Annotated in this window: 13 protein-coding genes; 5 read left to right on the forward strand and 8 right to left on the reverse strand. The window is 72.0% G+C overall.

The features are described from left to right. Positions 1 to 157 precede the first annotated feature (157 nt). The 4 genes from K2F47_RS30745 to K2F47_RS30760 all read right to left on the reverse strand — a co-directional run bounded on the left by K2F47_RS30745 (position 158) and on the right by K2F47_RS30760 (position 8,009). A complete protein-coding gene (locus tag K2F47_RS30745; protein ID WP_242909372.1) occupies positions 158 to 1,678 on the reverse strand; it encodes an MDR family MFS transporter in 1,521 nt (506 codons plus the stop codon). Between the two features lie 51 nt (positions 1,679 to 1,729). Next, the gene (locus K2F47_RS30750) at positions 1,730 to 5,863 is read right to left on the reverse strand and encodes a Pls/PosA family non-ribosomal peptide synthetase (RefSeq protein WP_242909373.1); all 4,134 of its coding nucleotides are present in this window, start codon (positions 5,861 to 5,863) and stop codon (positions 1,730 to 1,732) included. Between the two features lie 338 nt (positions 5,864 to 6,201). Then, a complete protein-coding gene (locus tag K2F47_RS30755) occupies positions 6,202 to 6,870 on the reverse strand; it encodes a response regulator transcription factor (RefSeq protein ID WP_242909374.1) in 669 nt (222 codons plus the stop codon). Next, positions 6,858 to 8,009, reverse strand: coding sequence for a sensor histidine kinase (locus K2F47_RS30760; protein WP_242909375.1), 1,152 nt, complete (start codon positions 8,007 to 8,009; stop codon positions 6,858 to 6,860). The genes K2F47_RS30755 and K2F47_RS30760 overlap by 13 nt, the downstream gene beginning before the upstream one ends. A 133-nt stretch (positions 8,010 to 8,142) precedes the next feature. Here K2F47_RS30760 and K2F47_RS30765 point away from each other — a divergent pair, with 133 nt between their 5' ends. Further along, positions 8,143 to 9,684, forward strand: coding sequence for an alpha/beta fold hydrolase (locus K2F47_RS30765; RefSeq protein WP_242909376.1), 1,542 nt, complete (start codon positions 8,143 to 8,145; stop codon positions 9,682 to 9,684). A gap of 10 nt (positions 9,685 to 9,694) precedes the next feature. Here the strand turns inward: K2F47_RS30765 and K2F47_RS30770 are convergent, their stop codons facing one another. The 4 genes from K2F47_RS30770 to K2F47_RS30785 all read right to left on the reverse strand — a co-directional run bounded on the left by K2F47_RS30770 (position 9,695) and on the right by K2F47_RS30785 (position 11,765). Continuing rightward, positions 9,695 to 9,988: a hypothetical protein gene (locus K2F47_RS30770; RefSeq protein WP_242909377.1), complete on the reverse strand. Its 294-nt coding sequence runs from the start codon at positions 9,986 to 9,988 to the stop codon at positions 9,695 to 9,697. Beyond that, positions 9,985 to 10,890, reverse strand: coding sequence for a MarR family winged helix-turn-helix transcriptional regulator (locus tag K2F47_RS30775; protein ID WP_242909378.1), 906 nt, complete (start codon positions 10,888 to 10,890; stop codon positions 9,985 to 9,987). Before K2F47_RS30775 ends, K2F47_RS30770 begins: the two co-directional genes overlap by 4 nt. Before the next feature lie 285 nt (positions 10,891 to 11,175). After that, on the reverse strand, positions 11,176 to 11,367 hold the full coding sequence (locus K2F47_RS30780; protein ID WP_242909379.1) for a MerR family transcriptional regulator: 192 nt from the start codon (positions 11,365 to 11,367) through the stop codon (positions 11,176 to 11,178). Then, entirely contained in the window at positions 11,364 to 11,765 is a 402-nt protein-coding gene (locus K2F47_RS30785; protein WP_242909380.1) for a hypothetical protein, read from the reverse strand. Before K2F47_RS30785 ends, K2F47_RS30780 begins: the two co-directional genes overlap by 4 nt. A 1,143-nt stretch (positions 11,766 to 12,908) precedes the next feature. On the opposite strand from K2F47_RS30785, the gene K2F47_RS30790 reads away from it, so the two are divergent. The 4 genes from K2F47_RS30790 to K2F47_RS30805 all read left to right on the forward strand — a co-directional run bounded on the left by K2F47_RS30790 (position 12,909) and on the right by K2F47_RS30805 (position 16,621). Then, positions 12,909 to 14,489 (forward strand): acyl-CoA carboxylase subunit beta, encoded by a 1,581-nt coding sequence (locus tag K2F47_RS30790; RefSeq protein ID WP_372490944.1) that lies wholly within the window; start codon positions 12,909 to 12,911, stop codon positions 14,487 to 14,489. Then, positions 14,486 to 14,677 carry a hypothetical protein gene (locus K2F47_RS30795; RefSeq protein ID WP_242909381.1) on the forward strand — a complete coding sequence of 64 codons (192 nt, stop codon included), beginning with the start codon at positions 14,486 to 14,488 and terminating at the stop codon, positions 14,675 to 14,677. The genes K2F47_RS30790 and K2F47_RS30795 overlap by 4 nt, the downstream gene beginning before the upstream one ends. Positions 14,678 to 14,803: 126 nt before the next feature. Then, on the forward strand, positions 14,804 to 16,261 hold the full coding sequence (locus K2F47_RS30800; RefSeq protein WP_242909382.1) for an FAD-dependent monooxygenase: 1,458 nt from the start codon (positions 14,804 to 14,806) through the stop codon (positions 16,259 to 16,261). Positions 16,262 to 16,294: 33 nt separating this feature from the next. Continuing rightward, the gene (locus tag K2F47_RS30805) at positions 16,295 to 16,621 is read left to right on the forward strand and encodes a TcmI family type II polyketide cyclase (protein WP_242909383.1); all 327 of its coding nucleotides are present in this window, start codon (positions 16,295 to 16,297) and stop codon (positions 16,619 to 16,621) included. Positions 16,622 to 16,630 lie beyond the last annotated feature (9 nt).

A 16,630-nucleotide genomic window follows, 5' to 3' on the forward strand; every position in this document is an offset into this window, starting at 1 on the left:
GTCTGATGAATGAGAACATACGTCTGCTTGCCCGTCAAGATTCATTCGCTTGACCGGGGAAACGCCGACGGGCCGGAGGCGAGTGTCGAACTCGCCTCCGGCCCGCCGGGCGGAAACCTCTTCGCGCGGGTATCCCCGCCGAGACCTCAGAAGATGATCAGCCGACCGGTTCGAGGCTCCGGTCCGTCGTGTCGGACACCTCCGGCTCCCCGGCGCCGGCCGGGCGCCCCGGCAGCAGCAGCGCCACCACGATCGTCACGACGGCCAGCCCGGCGGCGACCAGGAACGCCAGCCGCATCCCGTCCAGCTGGGCGAGGGTCTCCGAGACGCCGCCCGCGATCCGGGAGTCGGCGCGGCGCGCCATGACCGTGACGACCAGCGCCGTGCCGAGCGCCGCCGCGACCTGCTGGAGCGTCCCCAGCATGGAGCTGCCGTGCGAGTACAGGTGCGCCGGGAGCGCGCCGAGGCCGAGCGTGAACACCGGCGTGAACGTCGTGGCCAGGGAGACCATCAGCAGCGTGTGCATGCCGAGCACCTGCCAGTACGGCATCGTCCCCGAGATCTGGGTGAACCCGGCCAGCGCGACCACGATGCCTGCGGACCCGGGGATCACCAGCGGCCGGCCGCCGAAGCGGTCGTACAGCCGTCCCACCGTCGGGCCGAGCAGGCCCATCGCGAGGCCGCCCGGCATCATCAGCAGCCCGGTCTCCAGCGGGGAGAGGCCGCGCAGGTTCTGGAGGTAGATCGGCAACAGGATCATCGCGCCCATCATCGCCAGGAACCCGAGCGACATCAGCACCAGCGCCAGCGCGTAGGTCGAGTGCCGCAGGACGCGCAGGTCCAGCAGCGGGACGTCGCGGCGCTGCAACCTCAGCTGCCGGACGGCGAACACCGCGATCAGCGCGAGCCCGGTCGCGACGATCACCGTGGGCATCGCCGCGCCGCCCGTGCCGTACCGGCTGAGCCCGTACACCAGCGAGCCGAACCCGGCGGCGGCGGCGACGACGCTGAACCAGTCGATGGCCGACAGCTGCGGCTCGCCGACGTTCTCCAGCCGCGCGAGCCCGCGCCAGGTGACCAGCGCCGCGATCGGCAGCACCGCCGCGAACAGCAGCCGCCACGAGCCGAGCTGGAGGATCACTCCGGAGACCGCCGGGCCGAGCGCGGGCGCGACCGAGATCGCCATCGTCACCGTGCCCATCACCCGGCCGCGGTCGCGCTCGGGCACGACGGTCATCAGCGTCGTCATCAGCAGCGGCATCATCACCGCCGTGCCCGCCGCCTGCACGATCCGCGCGAGCAGCAGCACCTCGAAGACCGGCGCGACCGTCGCCAGCGCCGTGCCGGTGAGGAAGACCCCCATCGCCGTGGCGTAGGCGCGGCGGGTGCTGACCCGTTGCAGGAACCACCCGGTCACCGGGATCACCGCCGCCATCGTCAGCATGAACGCCGTCGACACCCACTGCGCCGCCTGCTCGGTGATGCTCAGGTCCGCCATCAGCCGCGGGATCGCGTTGATCATGATCGTCTCGTTGAGGATGACGACGAACGTGGCGAGCACCAGCAACCGGACGACGGCGGGGGTCCGCCCGCCGGAGCCGGAGGCGGTCGCCTCCTCGGGGGCGACCGCCTCGCGGCCCGGCTCGCGGTGGGGTGCGGCTTCAGGTGTGGTGTCCATACCGGGGTAGACCGGCGCCGGACGGAGAACTCATCGCTCCCACCCGAAAATTTATTCGATCATGGTCGCCGCCGGGCTCGGCAGCCGCGTCTGGCCCGCCGGGTTGCCGCGCCAGCGGGCGCTCGGCGGCACCCGCTCGCCCTTCATCAGGAAGGAGTCGGCGTCGAGCGTGGACCCCTCGCCCATCTCCACGTCGTAGTGGATGAACGCCTCCACGCCGACGGTGCAGCGGGCGCCGATGCTGGTGCGGCCCGACTTGAAGACCCCCTCCTCCAGCGAATGGCACTGGATCACGCTGCCCGCGTTGAGCGTGCATTCGTCGCCGAGCGTCACCAGCGTCTTCTCGGGAATGGCGCAGCCGTCGTCGAAGACGCGGCGACCGACGCGCACCCCGAGCAGCCGCCACAGCACGTTCTTGTACGGGGTGCCGCTGAACAGCGCCTGCCCGCCCATCTTCCAGAGCCGCTCGTGGAACCAGAAGTACGGGTCGTAGATCGAGCAGAGCCGCGGTTCGAGCGAGCGGAAGTGCAGCAGGGCGCGTTCGACCAGCACGCCGTAGGCCGCGCCGAACAGCAGCGTGGAGACCACCCCGGCCATGACCCCCACCGCCGCGTCGGCGTGGAACTGCTCCTCGGCGAGCAGCCACAGGACCGTCACGCAGAACAGCCGGAACCACCGCACCGCGAGGAAGAGGAGCATGGTGGCGATGTTGTAGCGGTTCTTGGCCGCGAGCCGGCGGCGGAACTCCTCGCCGTGCTCCAGCTCGGCGAACGCGTGGTCGCGCTCGACCGTCCGCGGGATCTCGAAGCAGGGCGAGCCCAGCAGGCCGGTGTTCTCGCGGACCGGGCCGTCGACGGGGACCGCGACCTTCGTCCCGAGCAGGACGTTGTCGCCGACGGCCGCGCCCGCCGGGAACGCGATGTTGTTGCCGAGGAAGTTGCGCGCCCCGATCCGCACCTCCGCCACCGTGAACGACGTGCTGGAGAAGTCCGTGTTCATCACCACCAGCGCGTCCGAGACCATGGTGCCGCTGCCGACGGTCGTCAGGTACGGCGAATGGTGCTCCAACTCGGTGCCGAAGTTGCTTCCCGTCTGCACGATCGGACGGGCGAAGCGGTAGCCGAGCGCGCGCAGGTAGCCGACGATGTAGGAACTGTCGCCGAACAGGTCGTGGAAGAAGGTCACGTTCGTCAGGCGCCGGATCGCCCGGACGACCCAGTAATGCCACCCGTACAGCCGGTAGACCTTGCCGGGCTTGACGAAAAGGGTGAGCAGCCGCGGGACGGTGAGCACGAACGCGAGCCCGAACACCGCGCCGCCGAAGAACAGCGGCCCCGAGATGATGATGGCGTCGCCGTAGATCGCCATGCCGCCGAGGCCCTCGGTGTCGGCCGTCATGATGTCGGCGAGCAGCGGGAGCCGGGTGAGCAGCGCGACCGGAATGATGATCGCCAGCGGCCAGGCGACCGCGAGCAGCGCGAACAGCTGCGCGACGCCGTAGCCGAACCTGCGCGCGGTGCCGCAGCGGCGCGCCGGGACCTTCAGGTAGCCGGTGGTCGTGGGCCGGGCCGGGCAGCCGTGCCAGCGCTCGCCGGCGGGCACGACCTGCCCGGCGTGCAGCGACGAGGCGTGCCCGAGCTGGGTGTCGTCGCCCATGACCGTGTCGACGTCCAGCACGGTCTTGGCCCCGACGAACACGCGGTCGCCGAGCGTGATCGGGCCCGTCCGGATCACGCCGCCGTCGGCGCGGTAGCCGGGCATCGCGCAGTTCTCCCGGACGAGCGTCCCGGCGCCGATCGTGAGCAGGTCGGTGCAGACCATCGTCCGGGAGAGCACGACGGCACCCGGGCCGATCTTCGCGCCGAGCGCCCGCAGGTACAGGACGTGCAGCGGCGACCCGGCCAGCAGCATCAGCGGGCTCGTCCGGACGAGCGTCTTCACCGTCCAGAACCGTACGTAGCCGAGGCTCCACACGCGGATCCGCCGGGGTTTCCAGCGGCCGATCAGCGCCCACTTCGCCAGCACGGGCAGCGCGCACAGGTACCCGAACGTCGCGGTGCCGAACACGACGCACCGCAGGTAGAGGTCGGTGAACCCCTCCCAGTCCGACGTCCACTCGTAACCGGCCGTCGCGACGAGCGAGCCGAGGTAGACGGTCGCGGCGAACAGCAGCAGTTGCAGGACGCCGCAGATCACGTACTCGTGCCGGCGCGTCCGCACGCCCGCCTCGGGCACCTCCTCGCTCGACGCCGCGTCCGCCTCCGCGGCCTGGTCGAGCGCCCGTTCGGCGAGCACCGCCGCCAGGCCCCTGACGTCGGGGTTCTGGTAGACGTCCGGCATCGACACCGGCAGGTCGGTGCGGTCCCGCAGTTCGGCGCAGAACCGCGCCATCAGCAGCGAGTCGGCGCCGAGGTCGTCGAAGAAGTTCGCGTCGGCCGACACCCGCTCCACCCGCATGACCCCGGCCAGCGTCGCGGCGACCGCGCGCTCGGCGTCGGTCTCGGGCGCGAGGTGGCCGCGCCGCCCGGCGAGCACGCGCGGCGCGGTGGGCGCGGGCAGCCGGGCGCGGTCGGCCTTGTCGCTCGGGAGCATGGGGATGGCCTCCAGCTCCTCGAAGTAGGCGGGGACCATGTACCCGGGCAGCCGCTCGCGCGCCCGTCCGCGCAGCGCGTCGCGGTCGACCGGGACGCCGGCGTTGCGACGCGTGTAGTAGGCCACCAACTCGGCCTTGCCCGGTTCGGGCTCGTGCGTGCCGACCACGACCTGCGCGACGTCGGGCGCCTGCGACAGCACCGACTCGATCTCGGTCAGCTCGATCCGGTAGCCGCGGATCTTGACCTGGGTGTCGATGCGGCCCTGGTACTCGATCTCGCCGTCGGGGGTGATCCGGCCGAGGTCGCCGGTGCGGTAGATCCGTCCGGAGGAGTTGCCCTCGATGCCGATGAAGTCGGGGACGAACTTGCGCGCGGTGAGGTCGTCCCGGTTCACATAGCCGCGCGCGAGCCCGATGCCCGCGATGCCGATCTCGCCCGCCTCGCCCGGCGGCAGCGCCCGGTCCTCGTCGGGGTCGAGGATCACCACCGCGTAGGTGGGGAGCGGGATGCCGATCGTCACCGGACGGCCGGGGTCCAGCGGCGTCCACGTCGCGGTCACCGTCGCCTCGGTCGGCCCGTACACGTTGAGGAACCTGCGTCCCGGACGGTGCCAGCGCGCCACCAGCTCCTGCGGGCACGCCTCACCCGACACCAGCAGGAAGCGCAGCCGGGGCAGGTCGCCGTCGAGGGTCGCGAGCAGCGTCGGGACGCAGGCCATCGCGGTCACGCCCCGCTCCAGCAGGAAGTCGCGCAGGTCGGCGCCGACCAGCACCGAGCCGCTCGGCTTCGGGACGAGCGTCGCGCCCGCCAGCAGCGGCACCCAGATCTCCTCGACGGAGAAGTCGAACGCGATCGTCATGCCCTGGTACATGCGGTCGGTGTCCTGGACGCCGTACACCTCGACGGCCACCCGCACGAAGTTGCAGATCGCGGCGTGCTCGATCGCCACGCCCTTCGGACGGCCCGTGGACCCCGAGGTGTAGACGATGTAGCACAGGTCGTCGGGCGCGGCGCCCTTCTCGGCGGCGGTGAGGCGGTGCGCGGGCAGCGCGCCGATCCGCTCGTCCGCCTCGTCCAGGCACAGCACCTCGGCCTCGGCCTGCCGCAAATGGTCGCGTAGGTGGGACAGCGACAAGACCGTGCGGACGCCCGCGTCCTCGACGATGTAGGCCAACCGGTCCGGCGGGTATCCCGCGTCGAGCGGCACGAACGCCGCGTTGACCTTGAGGACGGCCAGCATCGCCACATAGGAGCGCACGGCCTCGTCGAACAGCAGCGCGACCCGGTCCCCGGGCCGCACGCCGCAGGCCAGCAGGTGCCGGGCGAGCCGGTTGGCGCGCTCGTCGAGCCCGCCGAAGCCCAGTGTGGACTGGCCCGTGTCGACTGCCGGGTGGTCCTCCCTTCCCTCCGCCAGAAACCGGTCGCAACGTTCCTCGAACAACCCCTCCAGCCGTTCGCCCGGCCGCCAGCGGATCTCCCGCCCGTGCCCCGTGGGGACCAGGACGTGGTCCGCGGTGACGTGCCGGGCCGTCTCCGCCGAGCCGACCGGTATCCGGTCGCCCGCCTCCGTCGTGCTCTTCGTACCGCCCAACTGAAACTCCTCGAATCGCCTCCGCGGCCATGTCAAGAACCGCAAAGAAGAGAGGTCAGAATCGAAAGATGGTCTAACCCTGACATTGGGATTCCAACGACAATGACCGGAGACGGTCATTGGGCAGGCTGGCAGGCATAACCATTGACAGGCGCGCGATATGGGTTTGAACGTTTCAATATCGGTTCACCGGCGCACCCGCCCCGCCTCATTCCAGCAAAATGGTCGGGGCGATATTCGGCACGCGCCCGGAGGGTGGCCTTCCTCACAATTCACAGATGGTCTACCACAACCACCCCAAAGGAAACCTGCGGGGTATACCACCGCGCCCCGCCCGACTATTCGGTCGTGCCGCCGGGGCCCCGCCGGTGGTCAAGGTAGGTGAGGACCGCCTGGACACGGCGGTGGCCGCCCGCGGCGGGAGGCAACCCGAGTTTGGCGAAGACCGAGCCGATGTGTTTGTGGACGGCGTTCCCCGTGATGCGCAGCCGACCCCCGATGGCGGCGTTGTCGTGCCCCTCCGCCATGAGCGCGAGCACCTGATGTTCGCGCGGGCTGAGACGCGCCAGGGCGTCGTCCTCGCGGCGGACGAGAAGCTGCGAGATGACCTCCGGGTCCATCGCCGTGCCGCCGGCCGCCACCCGGCGCAGACCGTCGGTGAACTCCGCCACCCGGCTCACCCTGTCCTTGAGCAGATAGCCGATTCCCCCGCGCCCGTCGGAGAGCAGTTCTCTCGCGTATTCACGCTCGACATATTGCGACAACACCAGCACGGGCAGTCCCTCGTGCAGCCGGCGCGCGCGCAGCGCCGCGCGGATGCCCTCGTCCTTGTAGGACGGCGGCAGCCGCACGTCGACGATCGTCACGTCCGGGCGGTGCGCGGCGACCGCGTCCAGGAAGGCGGGCGCCTCGCGGGCGACGGCGGCGACCTCGAAGCCCCGCGCGGCCAGCAGCAGCTCCAGGCCGCTGGACAGCAGCACGTTGTCCTCGGCGATCACGACCCGCACGGCACCTCCACGGCGAGCGCGGTCGGGCCGCCGGGCGGGCTCGTGACGTGCAGCGCGCCGTCGAGCGCCGCCACCCGGCGGCGGATGCCCGCGAGGCCGGTGCCGCGCGCCTCGCCCGCGCCGCCGGCGCCGTCGTCGGTGACGAGGATCGACAGCCGGTCGCCCGCGCGCTCGACCCGCACCTCGGCGCGGGTGGCGCGGGCGTGCTTCGCGATGTTGGCGAGCGCCTCGGTGACGGCGAAGTAGGCCACGGTCTCGACGGCGGCCGGGACGGCGTCCAGCCGTCCGACGCGCAGCCGGGTCGGCACGGCGGAGTCGGCGGCCAGCGCCGCGAGCGCCCCGGCGAGGCCCCGGTCGGCGAGGATCGGCGGGTAGACGCCGCGCACGACGCCGCGCAGCTCGGTCATCGCCTCCTCGACGCCCTCGTGCGCGTCTCCCACCAGCGTGGCCACGTCCGCGGGGGCGCCGGTGAGCGACTCGCGGGCGACGCCGAGCCGCACCGCGACCGCCACCAGCCGGGCCTGGACGCCGTCGTGCAGGTCGCGCTCGATCCGGCGGAGCTCGGCGGCGTGGGCGTCCAGGGCGTCCGCGCGGGTGCGGGTCAGCGTCTCCACCCGCGCGGAGAGCCGATCCGACAACATTTCGGCGGGCGTCGGCGCGAGCAGCGCGAGGCAGATCCTCGCGTGGAGGCGTGCCAGCGGCGGGCCGCCCCACCACGCCACCGCGACGAGGACGGCGGCCTGCGCGGGCGCGGCGGTCAGCGCGACCGTCCAGCCGTCCACCGGGACGTCCCATTGAAGGTGGGGCGGCGCGTCCGCCGGGAACGCCCACCACGTCGTCATCGCCACCACGGCCGTGACGATGTTGCCCACGCACAGCACCAGCGCGAGCCCGAACGGAAGCGCGGTGGCGACGTGCACGACCGGCCACAGCAGACCGCGCCGCAACGCCGGGCCGACGCGGGCCGGGGGCATCGGAGGCACCGGTACGCCCAGCAGCCGGCCGGCGCGCCGCCGGTGCCGGTCCGCCCAGGCGCGCCCCTGGGCCGGGACGGCGAGCAGCGGCGCCCCGACCACCGTGACGACCGCCGTGCACAGCGCACCGAACAGATAGGACGCGGCCACCCACCGGTCACGCATGTCTGGCCCCCTCCGCCGCCGCCGAGCCCTCAGTATCCGGGCGCCGCGCCCTTCCGGCACTACAGCTACCTGTAGTCATGACCCGCAGTGGGCTGCATTCTTCCGGCGGGCGCGCGGACCTAGCGTCCCGGCCATGACACCGAGAACACGCACCCGCGCCCTGGCGCGACGGCTGGGCGCGCTCGCCGCGCTACCGGTTCTGATCGCCTCGGGCACGGTGGCCGCCGCCGCCCAGAGCCCTGCGCCGGGCCTCGCCCGCTACTACGACCAGCACGTCACCTGGACGGACTGCCAACAGGGCGCGGACGACGAGCAGGGCCGCGAACTGGACCGGGCGGGAGCCCGCTGCACGCGGATCACCGTCCCGCTGGACTACACCCGCCCCGGCGGCCGGACGATCACCCTCGCGCTCTCCCGGCTCGCCGCCACCGACAGCGCCCACCGGGTCGGCGCGATGATGCTCAACGAGGGCGGCCCCGCCGAACCGACCCTCGGCATGCCGCTGGAGGCCCGCCGGTACATGGGCGCGGTGAGCACGCGCTACGACCTGGTGGGGATGGACCCGCGCTTCGTCGGACGCAGCACCCCGCTCGACTGCGGATGGCCCAGCGGCATGTGGATCCGCTCGGCGGGCACCACGAGGGCCGCCTTCGACGGCCAGGTCGCCCTCCAGAAGGACCTGGCCGAACGCTGCGCGCGCAACAGCGGCGACGTGCTGCCGTACGCGAACACCCGCGACACCGCCCGCGACATCGACGTCGTCCGCGCGGTGCTCGGCGAGCGCCGCCTCTCCTACTTCGGCTACTCCTACGGCTCCTATCTCGGCGCCGTCTACGCGCAGATGTTCCCCGGACGCACCGACCGGATGGTGCTCGACAGCCCCGGCGACCCGCGCGTGTGGGGTCCCCGGCTGACCGGCACCGAGGAGCCCTCGGAGCGGGCGCTGCGCGCGTGGGCGTCCTGGACGGCGGCGCGGCACGGCGAGTACGGCCTCGGCGGGACGCGGACCGCCGTGCTCGGCACCGTCGCGCGGATCGTCCGGGCCTCGGCGGCGCGTCCGCTGCGCGTCGGCCGGTACACGGTCGACGAGCATCTCGTCCCGTACCTGGTCTACGGCGGCGTCGGCAACGACCGCGACGAGGCGCGCGCCTCGTTCGCCTCCAGCGTGAAGGTGCTGGACGCGGCGGCGCGCGGCGCCGACGTCACGCCCACGCCCGAGCTGGAGGGGAGGCTGCGGTTCAACCTGAGCGGCGAGGGCTCCGCGCTCGTCAGCCCGGCGGCGGCGATCATGTGCGGCGACCGGGCGGCCCCGCGCGACCCCGACCTCTACTGGGACGACGTCCAGCGCTCCCGGCGGCGCCATCCCCTCTTCGGGCCGATCACCAACAACATCGGGCCCTGCGCGTTCTGGGCCGCGCCGCCGCGCGAGCAGCCGACCACGATCACGACCGGGGCCCCGGCGCTGCTGGTGTCCGCCACCGGCGACACCGCCACGACCTACCGGGGCGCGCTCGGGCTGCACGAGCTGATGACGGGTTCACGCCTGCTCACCCTGCGCGGCGTCATCGCCCACGGCATCTACGGCGAGTACGGCGCCCCCTGCGTCGACGCGCGGGTGAACGCCTATCTCTCGTCCGGGACGCTGCCGTCCAGGGACCTGACGTGCGACGGGTAGCGGCGGCGCGTCAGGCGTTCAGCAGGGGGACGATCTCCTCCAGGACGTAGGTGCCCGGGTCGCGGCCCTTCAGCGGCGTCTCCAGCACGCGGACGCCGTGGGCCGCGGCCTGTTTCTTCAGCAGCGAGCGGGAGCCGGCCTCGACGCCGCCGCCGATCACCAGCAGGTCGATGTTCCCGCCGCCGAGATGGGCGAGCGCGTCGGCGTCGACGGTGACGCCCGTCCCCTCGATGCCGTGGCCGCCCATGGCGGCGATGACGGAGTCGACGATGTGCCGACCTCGGCCGACGACCAGAACGGTCATGGGGTCCTCCTCTGGGGCGTGGGAGCCTCGCTCGGGATGAGCGCGAGCAGCAGGCGGTTCAGCTCGGCGATCCGCTCGGCTCCGATCTCTGTATTCAGTTCCCGCTGGAAGTCGTCCATATCGTCGCGGGCCTCGCGGTGGCGCCGCCGCCCGTCCGCGGTGATGTGGAGCAGGTGCTCGCGGCGGTCGTCGGGGTTGCGGTCGCGGCGGATCAGCCCGGCGTGCTCCAACTCGTCGATCGACTGGATGATCGCGGGGCCGCTCACGCCCATCAGCCCGGCGAGCCGCTGCTGCGAGCAGGGCTCGACGCCCGCCAGTGCGGTGAGCAGGCCGAAGTGGCGCGGCCGCAGGCCCCGCGAGGCGAGCCGCTGCTCGCCGCGCCGGCGGAGCCGGTGGTGGCAGCGGGCGATGAGGAAGCCGGGGCGCGCCAGCAGCTCGCCGGGCAGCGCGTCCCGCAGGTCGGGGATCAGGTCGAGCAGGATCGCGACGAGCCGGGCCCGCTCGTCCGCCGACAGGCACCCGAACGCGGCCCGGTCGGCCCCGTCGGCCGCCGCCCGCAGCTCCGCGCACGCGCGCTCCCCGGCCTCGGTCGCGCGCAGCGCGTACCGGCGGCGATCGTCCCGGTCGCGCTCGCGAACGACGTAGCCGGGGGTTTCGAGGCCGTCCACGACCTTGACCATGTCGGTGCGGCTGATGTCGAGCAGCGCCCCCACCCGGGCCTGCGACAGCGGCCCGGCGTGGATGAGCAGGAGCAGCACGCCGATCTCGCGCGGGTGGCGACCGGCGGGCATGGCCTCGGTGCCGTGCGCGTGGACATGGAGGAACGCGCGCTTCATCAGGTGCCCGGTGTAGTCGAGCAGCCCATGGCCGGCGCCGGGGGGAGTCATGTCTTCGCTGGTCATCGGTACAAGCCTAGCAAAGTTCCCGAATGATTAAGCTCCTTGACCATTAAACGGGTGGACGCTACCGTGGAACCCGCTCAGACAGGCGGGACGCGGGGGGACCATGTCCGTTTTGTCACTGAATGTAATGCGATCGGCGCCCTTATCGGACGTGCCGGATTTTACGGCGAATTTCGGTGACGATCGCCTCTGGCGTGATCGCTCCCCGGCTCCGGGAGGGGACGCCGGACGTGTGCGGTGCGGCAGGCGGGGCCGCCGCACCGCACACCCAGGAGCGCCCGGCGGCTAGGCCGAACGCCTGCTTTCCACCGCCGTCAGGTCGATGATTTCGTCAAGGTCGTACAGCGCCCTTCTCGTGGTGCCGTGCCGGGTGAGCTTGCGGCGGCTCGCCCACTTCCTGATCGTGGCCTCGGAAACGCCGGCGGCGAGCGCGGCGAGTTCGGTCGGAACGAGGCGTCCCGGCTTTCGCGGGGTCATTCGGTGCCCCCCATGAGTTCGTCGCCCGGATTTTCTCTGCGCCGTAGCCGATGGGCTAGTTCAAGCCATTGATGAGGACGCCAAACATGGCCCGCCTCGCACTTGACATCGCGCGTGCCACGGCCGTCCCATTCGCGTGGAGTGGCCATGATCTTCGCGCCGCAGCCGGGCCGGACGCATTCGCCGATCTCCAGCCGCCCGGCGTCCGGCGTCGAGTCCCGGCCGACCCGCGCCACCGCGGCGATCTCGTTGGCGAATTCGACCGCCGCGGAATGCGCCAGCATCCAGTCGAGATGGCGCAGGACGAACGCCGCCAGCGCGCGCGGCTCGCGCCGCTCCGGCCGGCACACCCGCCGCTCGTCGGCGATGAGGGCCGCCCAGGACGCGAGCGTGGACACGATCGCCGACCGCGCGGCGACGGCCCTTTCGTTGAGCGTTATCCCAGTTCGGCGGCTCCCTCTGCGGATCTGGCCGACCGGCGGTCCGGCCGTGCGGGCGAGCGCGGCCGCGCACTCGTCGAAGAGGTCGGGGAGCTGCTCGACGGCGGTGCGGGTGGATTCGTGACACGCGGCGCAGACCCGGCTTCCGGGCCGCGGGGTCTGGCGCCGCCGCCTGGGTCGGGTGTCGCCGCAGCTAGGTCCGCCACAAAGAACTATGTCCATTTTGATCACCTGACAACTAAGGACCAGTCAACGGGCAAGATGGGCGGGGACCATCGCGTGCATGCTCGGCACGACAGTTCAGCGATGCCCCTCGGCTCGCCTACCCTGTTTTCGCCGCCGGCGTCCGCCTGAGCGGCGAAGAACCCTCACGGTGAGAGAATTAGTACGCTACGTTCCCGGATACAAGCCCACAGCCGTATAGCCCCCCGTCGTTAATCTCGCGTTCCGCATCGATCATTGCTCGCGGTTTCCGCGGCGGCCTGTCCTCCGCCGCTTCACGATCGAACGCTAAGGAACCTGCCCTGGTTCCGTCCAGTCTGTGTACCAATCAACTGGATGTCCACACCTGGACATGCTCTTGCCCTAACTTCTCTTGCCCGCGCGCCGTCTCAGAGGTTTCATTGCGCGGCCGCGCCCGAGCATTGATCACCCCACCCGATGATCTTCAATCGCCGTTCGGGCCACATTTTGTGAATGCCACCTCACGTTATGAAATGAGCTCTGACCGGCTCGTCTTTCCAGCTCGGAGCCGATCGGATTTCCGGCGTTGACATCCGTCGCCGGATGATGTCACGCTGATTCCGGCGGCAGAGCTGTGCACTCGGCCGAGACGGCACCGAGAACCTCTCCCGCCCCGCACGGTCTCACTCCGTGATCGCGATCTCCCTCCTCTTCCGCGGGTCCGTCCCGGCCCGGCGTCCCCTCGACCATCGAGCGGAGCGCCCGCCCGGGATCGTGCCCATCTCGCCGACGCCCACGGTGGCCGCACAGGGCCCATCCATGTCGCTTCGGCGCGAGGCGGAGGAGACCTGGGAGGCAGGAGAGCCGGGAGAGGGTCCGGAGGCTTTGACAGTCCGCTCATTCGAGGAGTTGGCGACGTTGCCCACCCAGGGACAGACCGAGGACGACCTCGCGCCGGACGGCCGGCTGGACGAACTGCGCGCCCTCAAGGAGACCGTGCGCCGCGGGGCCGACCCCGAGGCCACCCGGCGCCAGCACCGCAAGGGCAAGCTCACCGCGCGCGAACGCGTCGCGCTGCTGCTCGACGAGGGCAGCTTCACCGAGGTCGAGGGGCTGCGCAGGCACCGCGCGACCGGTTTCGGGATGGAGCGGCGCAGGCCGCACTCCGACGGTGTCATCACCGGCTGGGGCACGGTCTTCGGCCGCACCGTCTTCGTCTACGCGCACGACTTCCGGATCTTCGGCGGCGCGCTCGGCGAGGCGCACGCCGAGAAGATCCACAAGGTGATGGACATGGCGCTGGCGGCGGGCGCCCCGCTGGTCGGCCTCAACGACGGCGCGGGCGCCCGGATCCAGGAGGGCGTGACCGCGCTCGCCGGATACGGCGGCATCTTCACCCGCAACGTCCGGGCGTCCGGGGTGATCCCGCAGATCAGCGTCATGCTCGGGCCGTGCGCGGGCGGCGCGGCCTACTCCCCCGCGCTCACCGACTTCGTGTTCATGGTGCGCGGCGTGTCCCGGATGTTCCTCACCGGGCCGGACGTCGTCCAGTCCGTCACCGGCGAGGAGGTCTCGCAGGAGACGCTCGGCGGCGCCGACATGCACGCGACGACGTCGGGGCTGTGCCACTTCGTGCACGACGACGAGGAGAGCTGCCTCGCCGACGTCCGCTACCTGATCTCGCTGCTGCCCGCCAACAACCGGGAGACCGCGCCGGTGCGCGTCACCCGCGACCCGGCCGACCGCCGCACCGACGCGCTCGAACGGCTGGTGCCGGCCGAGCCCCACCGGTCCTACGACGTGCGCGACGTCCTGGCGGAGATCCTCGACCTCGGCGAGTACATCGAGGTCCAGGCGCACTGGGCGGCGAACGTGGTCTGCGCGTTCGGCCTGCTGGACGGGCGGACGGTCGGCGTCGTCGCCAACCAGCCCGCCGTCCTCGCCGGGGTGCTGGACCTCGACGCCGGCCAGAAGGCCGCCCGGTTCGTCCGGTTCTGTGATGCCTTCAACATCCCGCTCGTGACGCTGGTCGACGTCCCCGGCTTCCTGCCGGGCGTGGACCAGGAGCACGGCGGGGTGATCCGGCACGGCGCCAAGCTGCTGTACGCGTACTGCGAGGCGACCGTGCCGCGCGTCCAGGTCATCCTGCGCAAGGCCTACGGCGGCGCCTACATCGTCATGGACTCCCGCTCGGTCGGCACCGACCTGTCGCTGGCCTGGCCCGGCAACGAGATCGCGGTGATGGGCGCCGAGGGTGCCGCGGGCGTGATCTTCCGGCGCGAGATCGCCGCCGCGCCGGACCCGGAGGAGGCCAGGAAGCAGAAGATCAAGGAGTACCGGGACGAGCTGATGCACCCCTACTACGCCGCCGAGCGGGGGCTCGTGGACGACATCATCGAGCCGGGCGAGACGCGCGCCGCGCTCTGCGGGGCGTTCCGGATGCTGAGCGCGAAGCACGCCGTCCCGCCCACCCGCAAGCACGGAATCCCGCCCCAATGAGCGCCGTGCTGCGCATTTCCGGGGGAACGCTGGACGCCGCCGAGCTGGCCGGGCTGGTCATGGCGCTCCATCTGGCGCGGCAGGCGTCCGCGTCCTCCGTCGTCGCACCCGGGGGGCGGAGCGTCCTTATACCTCCGCCGTTCGTGCCCCCGCACAGCTGGACGTGCAGGGAGCCCGGCCGTCCCTGACCCTGCTACCCCGATGTTCCCCCGATGCTCCCGATGGTCACCCGCCACCAGTGAAACGCGAGGCCGGGCCTGGCACCAGGTCCGGCCTTCCTCATCCCTTCTTCCTTTCCCAATCAGGGAGGTTTGGTGGACACGCCTGTCATCGTCGTCGGCGCCGGTCCCTCGGGGCTGGTCCTGGCGGCCGAGCTGCGCCTCGGCGGCGCCCCGGTCATCGTCCTGGAGAAGCTGAGAAAGCGCTCCGGGGAGTCGCGGGGGCTCGGATTCACCGCGCGCACGCTGGAGATGTTCGACCAGCGCGGGCTCGTGCCCCGCTTCGGCGAGGTCGAGACGAGCCCGCAGGGCCACTTCGGTGGCATTCCAATGGACTACTCGGTCCTCGCGGACGCCCATTTCGGGGCGCGCGGGATTCCGCAGTCGCGCACCGAGGAGGTACTGGAGGGCTGGGCGACCGGGCTCGGCGCCGACATCCGGCGCGGCGTCGAGGTCGTCGGCCTCACCGACGACGGCGAGGGCGTCGACGTCGAGGCGGTCGGCCCCGACGGCCCGCTGACGCTGCGGTCCCGCTACGTGGTCGCGTGCGACGGCGGGCACAGCACCGTCCGCGGGCTCGCCGGGTTCGAGTTCCCCGGCACCGACTCGACGATCGAGATGTTCCTCGCCGACGTCGGCGGCTGCGTGATCGAGCCGCGCCAGATCGGCGAGAAGGTCCCCGGCGGGATGGTGATGTCGGCGCCGCTCGGCGACGGCTTCGACCGCGTCATCGTCGTCGAGCGCGGCACCCCGCCGCGCCGGCGCACCAGCCCGCCCGACTTCGCCGAGGTCGCGGACGCGTGGCAGCGCCTCACCGGGCAGTCCCTGCACGGCGGCCACGCCCGCTGGGTCAGCTCGTTCGGCGACGCCACCCGACAGGTCACGCGGTACCGCCGGGGGAACGTGCTGATCGCCGGGGACGCGGCCCACACCCACCTCCCGGCGGGCGGCCAGGGCCTCAGCGTCAGCGTCCAGGACGCCTTCAACCTCGGCTGGAAGCTCGCCGCCACCGTCCGCGGCCGCGCCCCCGACGGCCTGCTCGACAGCTACCACGACGAGCGCCACCCGGTCGGGGCGCGGCTGCTCATGAACACCCAGGCGCAGGGGATGCTCTACCTCAGCGGCGTCGAGATGGAACCGCTCCGCACGGTCTTCGGCGAGCTGATGGACGACCCGAACGTCCGGCGGCGGCTGGCCGGGATGGTCAGCGGCCTGGACGTCCGCTACGACGTCGGGCCGGGCGCGCACCCGCTGCTCGGACGCCGCGTCCCCAAGGTCGAACTGCTCGTCGGCGACACCAAGACCAGCACGTTCGAGCTGCTGCACGGCGGCCGCCCGGTGCTGCTGCGGCTGCGCGCCGGCCTGGAACCGGCGGCGGGCCTCGCCGCCGAGGTCGAGGTCGTCGACGCCGAACCGCACGGGCTGCCCGACGGGAGCCCCCTGCACGGCACCGCGGCGCTGCTGGTCCGTCCCGACGGCTACGTCGTCTGGGCCGGCGACGACGGCTCCGAGCTGCGGGACGCCGCGTCCCCCTGGTTCGGTCCACCCCGCTAGTCAGGACCCCCTCGCGAGCGAAGGAGAGATCCGATGCACAGCACCCTCATCGTCGCCCGGATGGCACCCGAGTCCGGGGCGGAGGTCGCGGAGCTGTTCGGCGCGTTCGACAAGACCGAGATGCCCGGGCTGATGGGCACCCGCCGCCGCCAGCTCTTCCACTACAAGGGCCTGTACTTCCACCTCCAGGACTTCGCCGACGACCACGGCGGCGAGGCCATCGAGCAGGCCAAGACCCATCCGCTTTTCGTGCGGGTCAGCGATGACCTCCGCGCGCACATCACCGCCTACGACCCCGCGACCTGGCGCTCGCCGTCCGACGCGATGGCGACGCGCTTCTACCACTGGTCCACCGAATGAGCCGAGGGG

Source organism: Actinomadura terrae (genome assembly GCF_022751215.1).
In the GTDB taxonomy this organism is placed as follows: Bacteria; Actinomycetota; Actinomycetes; order Streptosporangiales; family Streptosporangiaceae; genus Spirillospora; species Spirillospora terrae.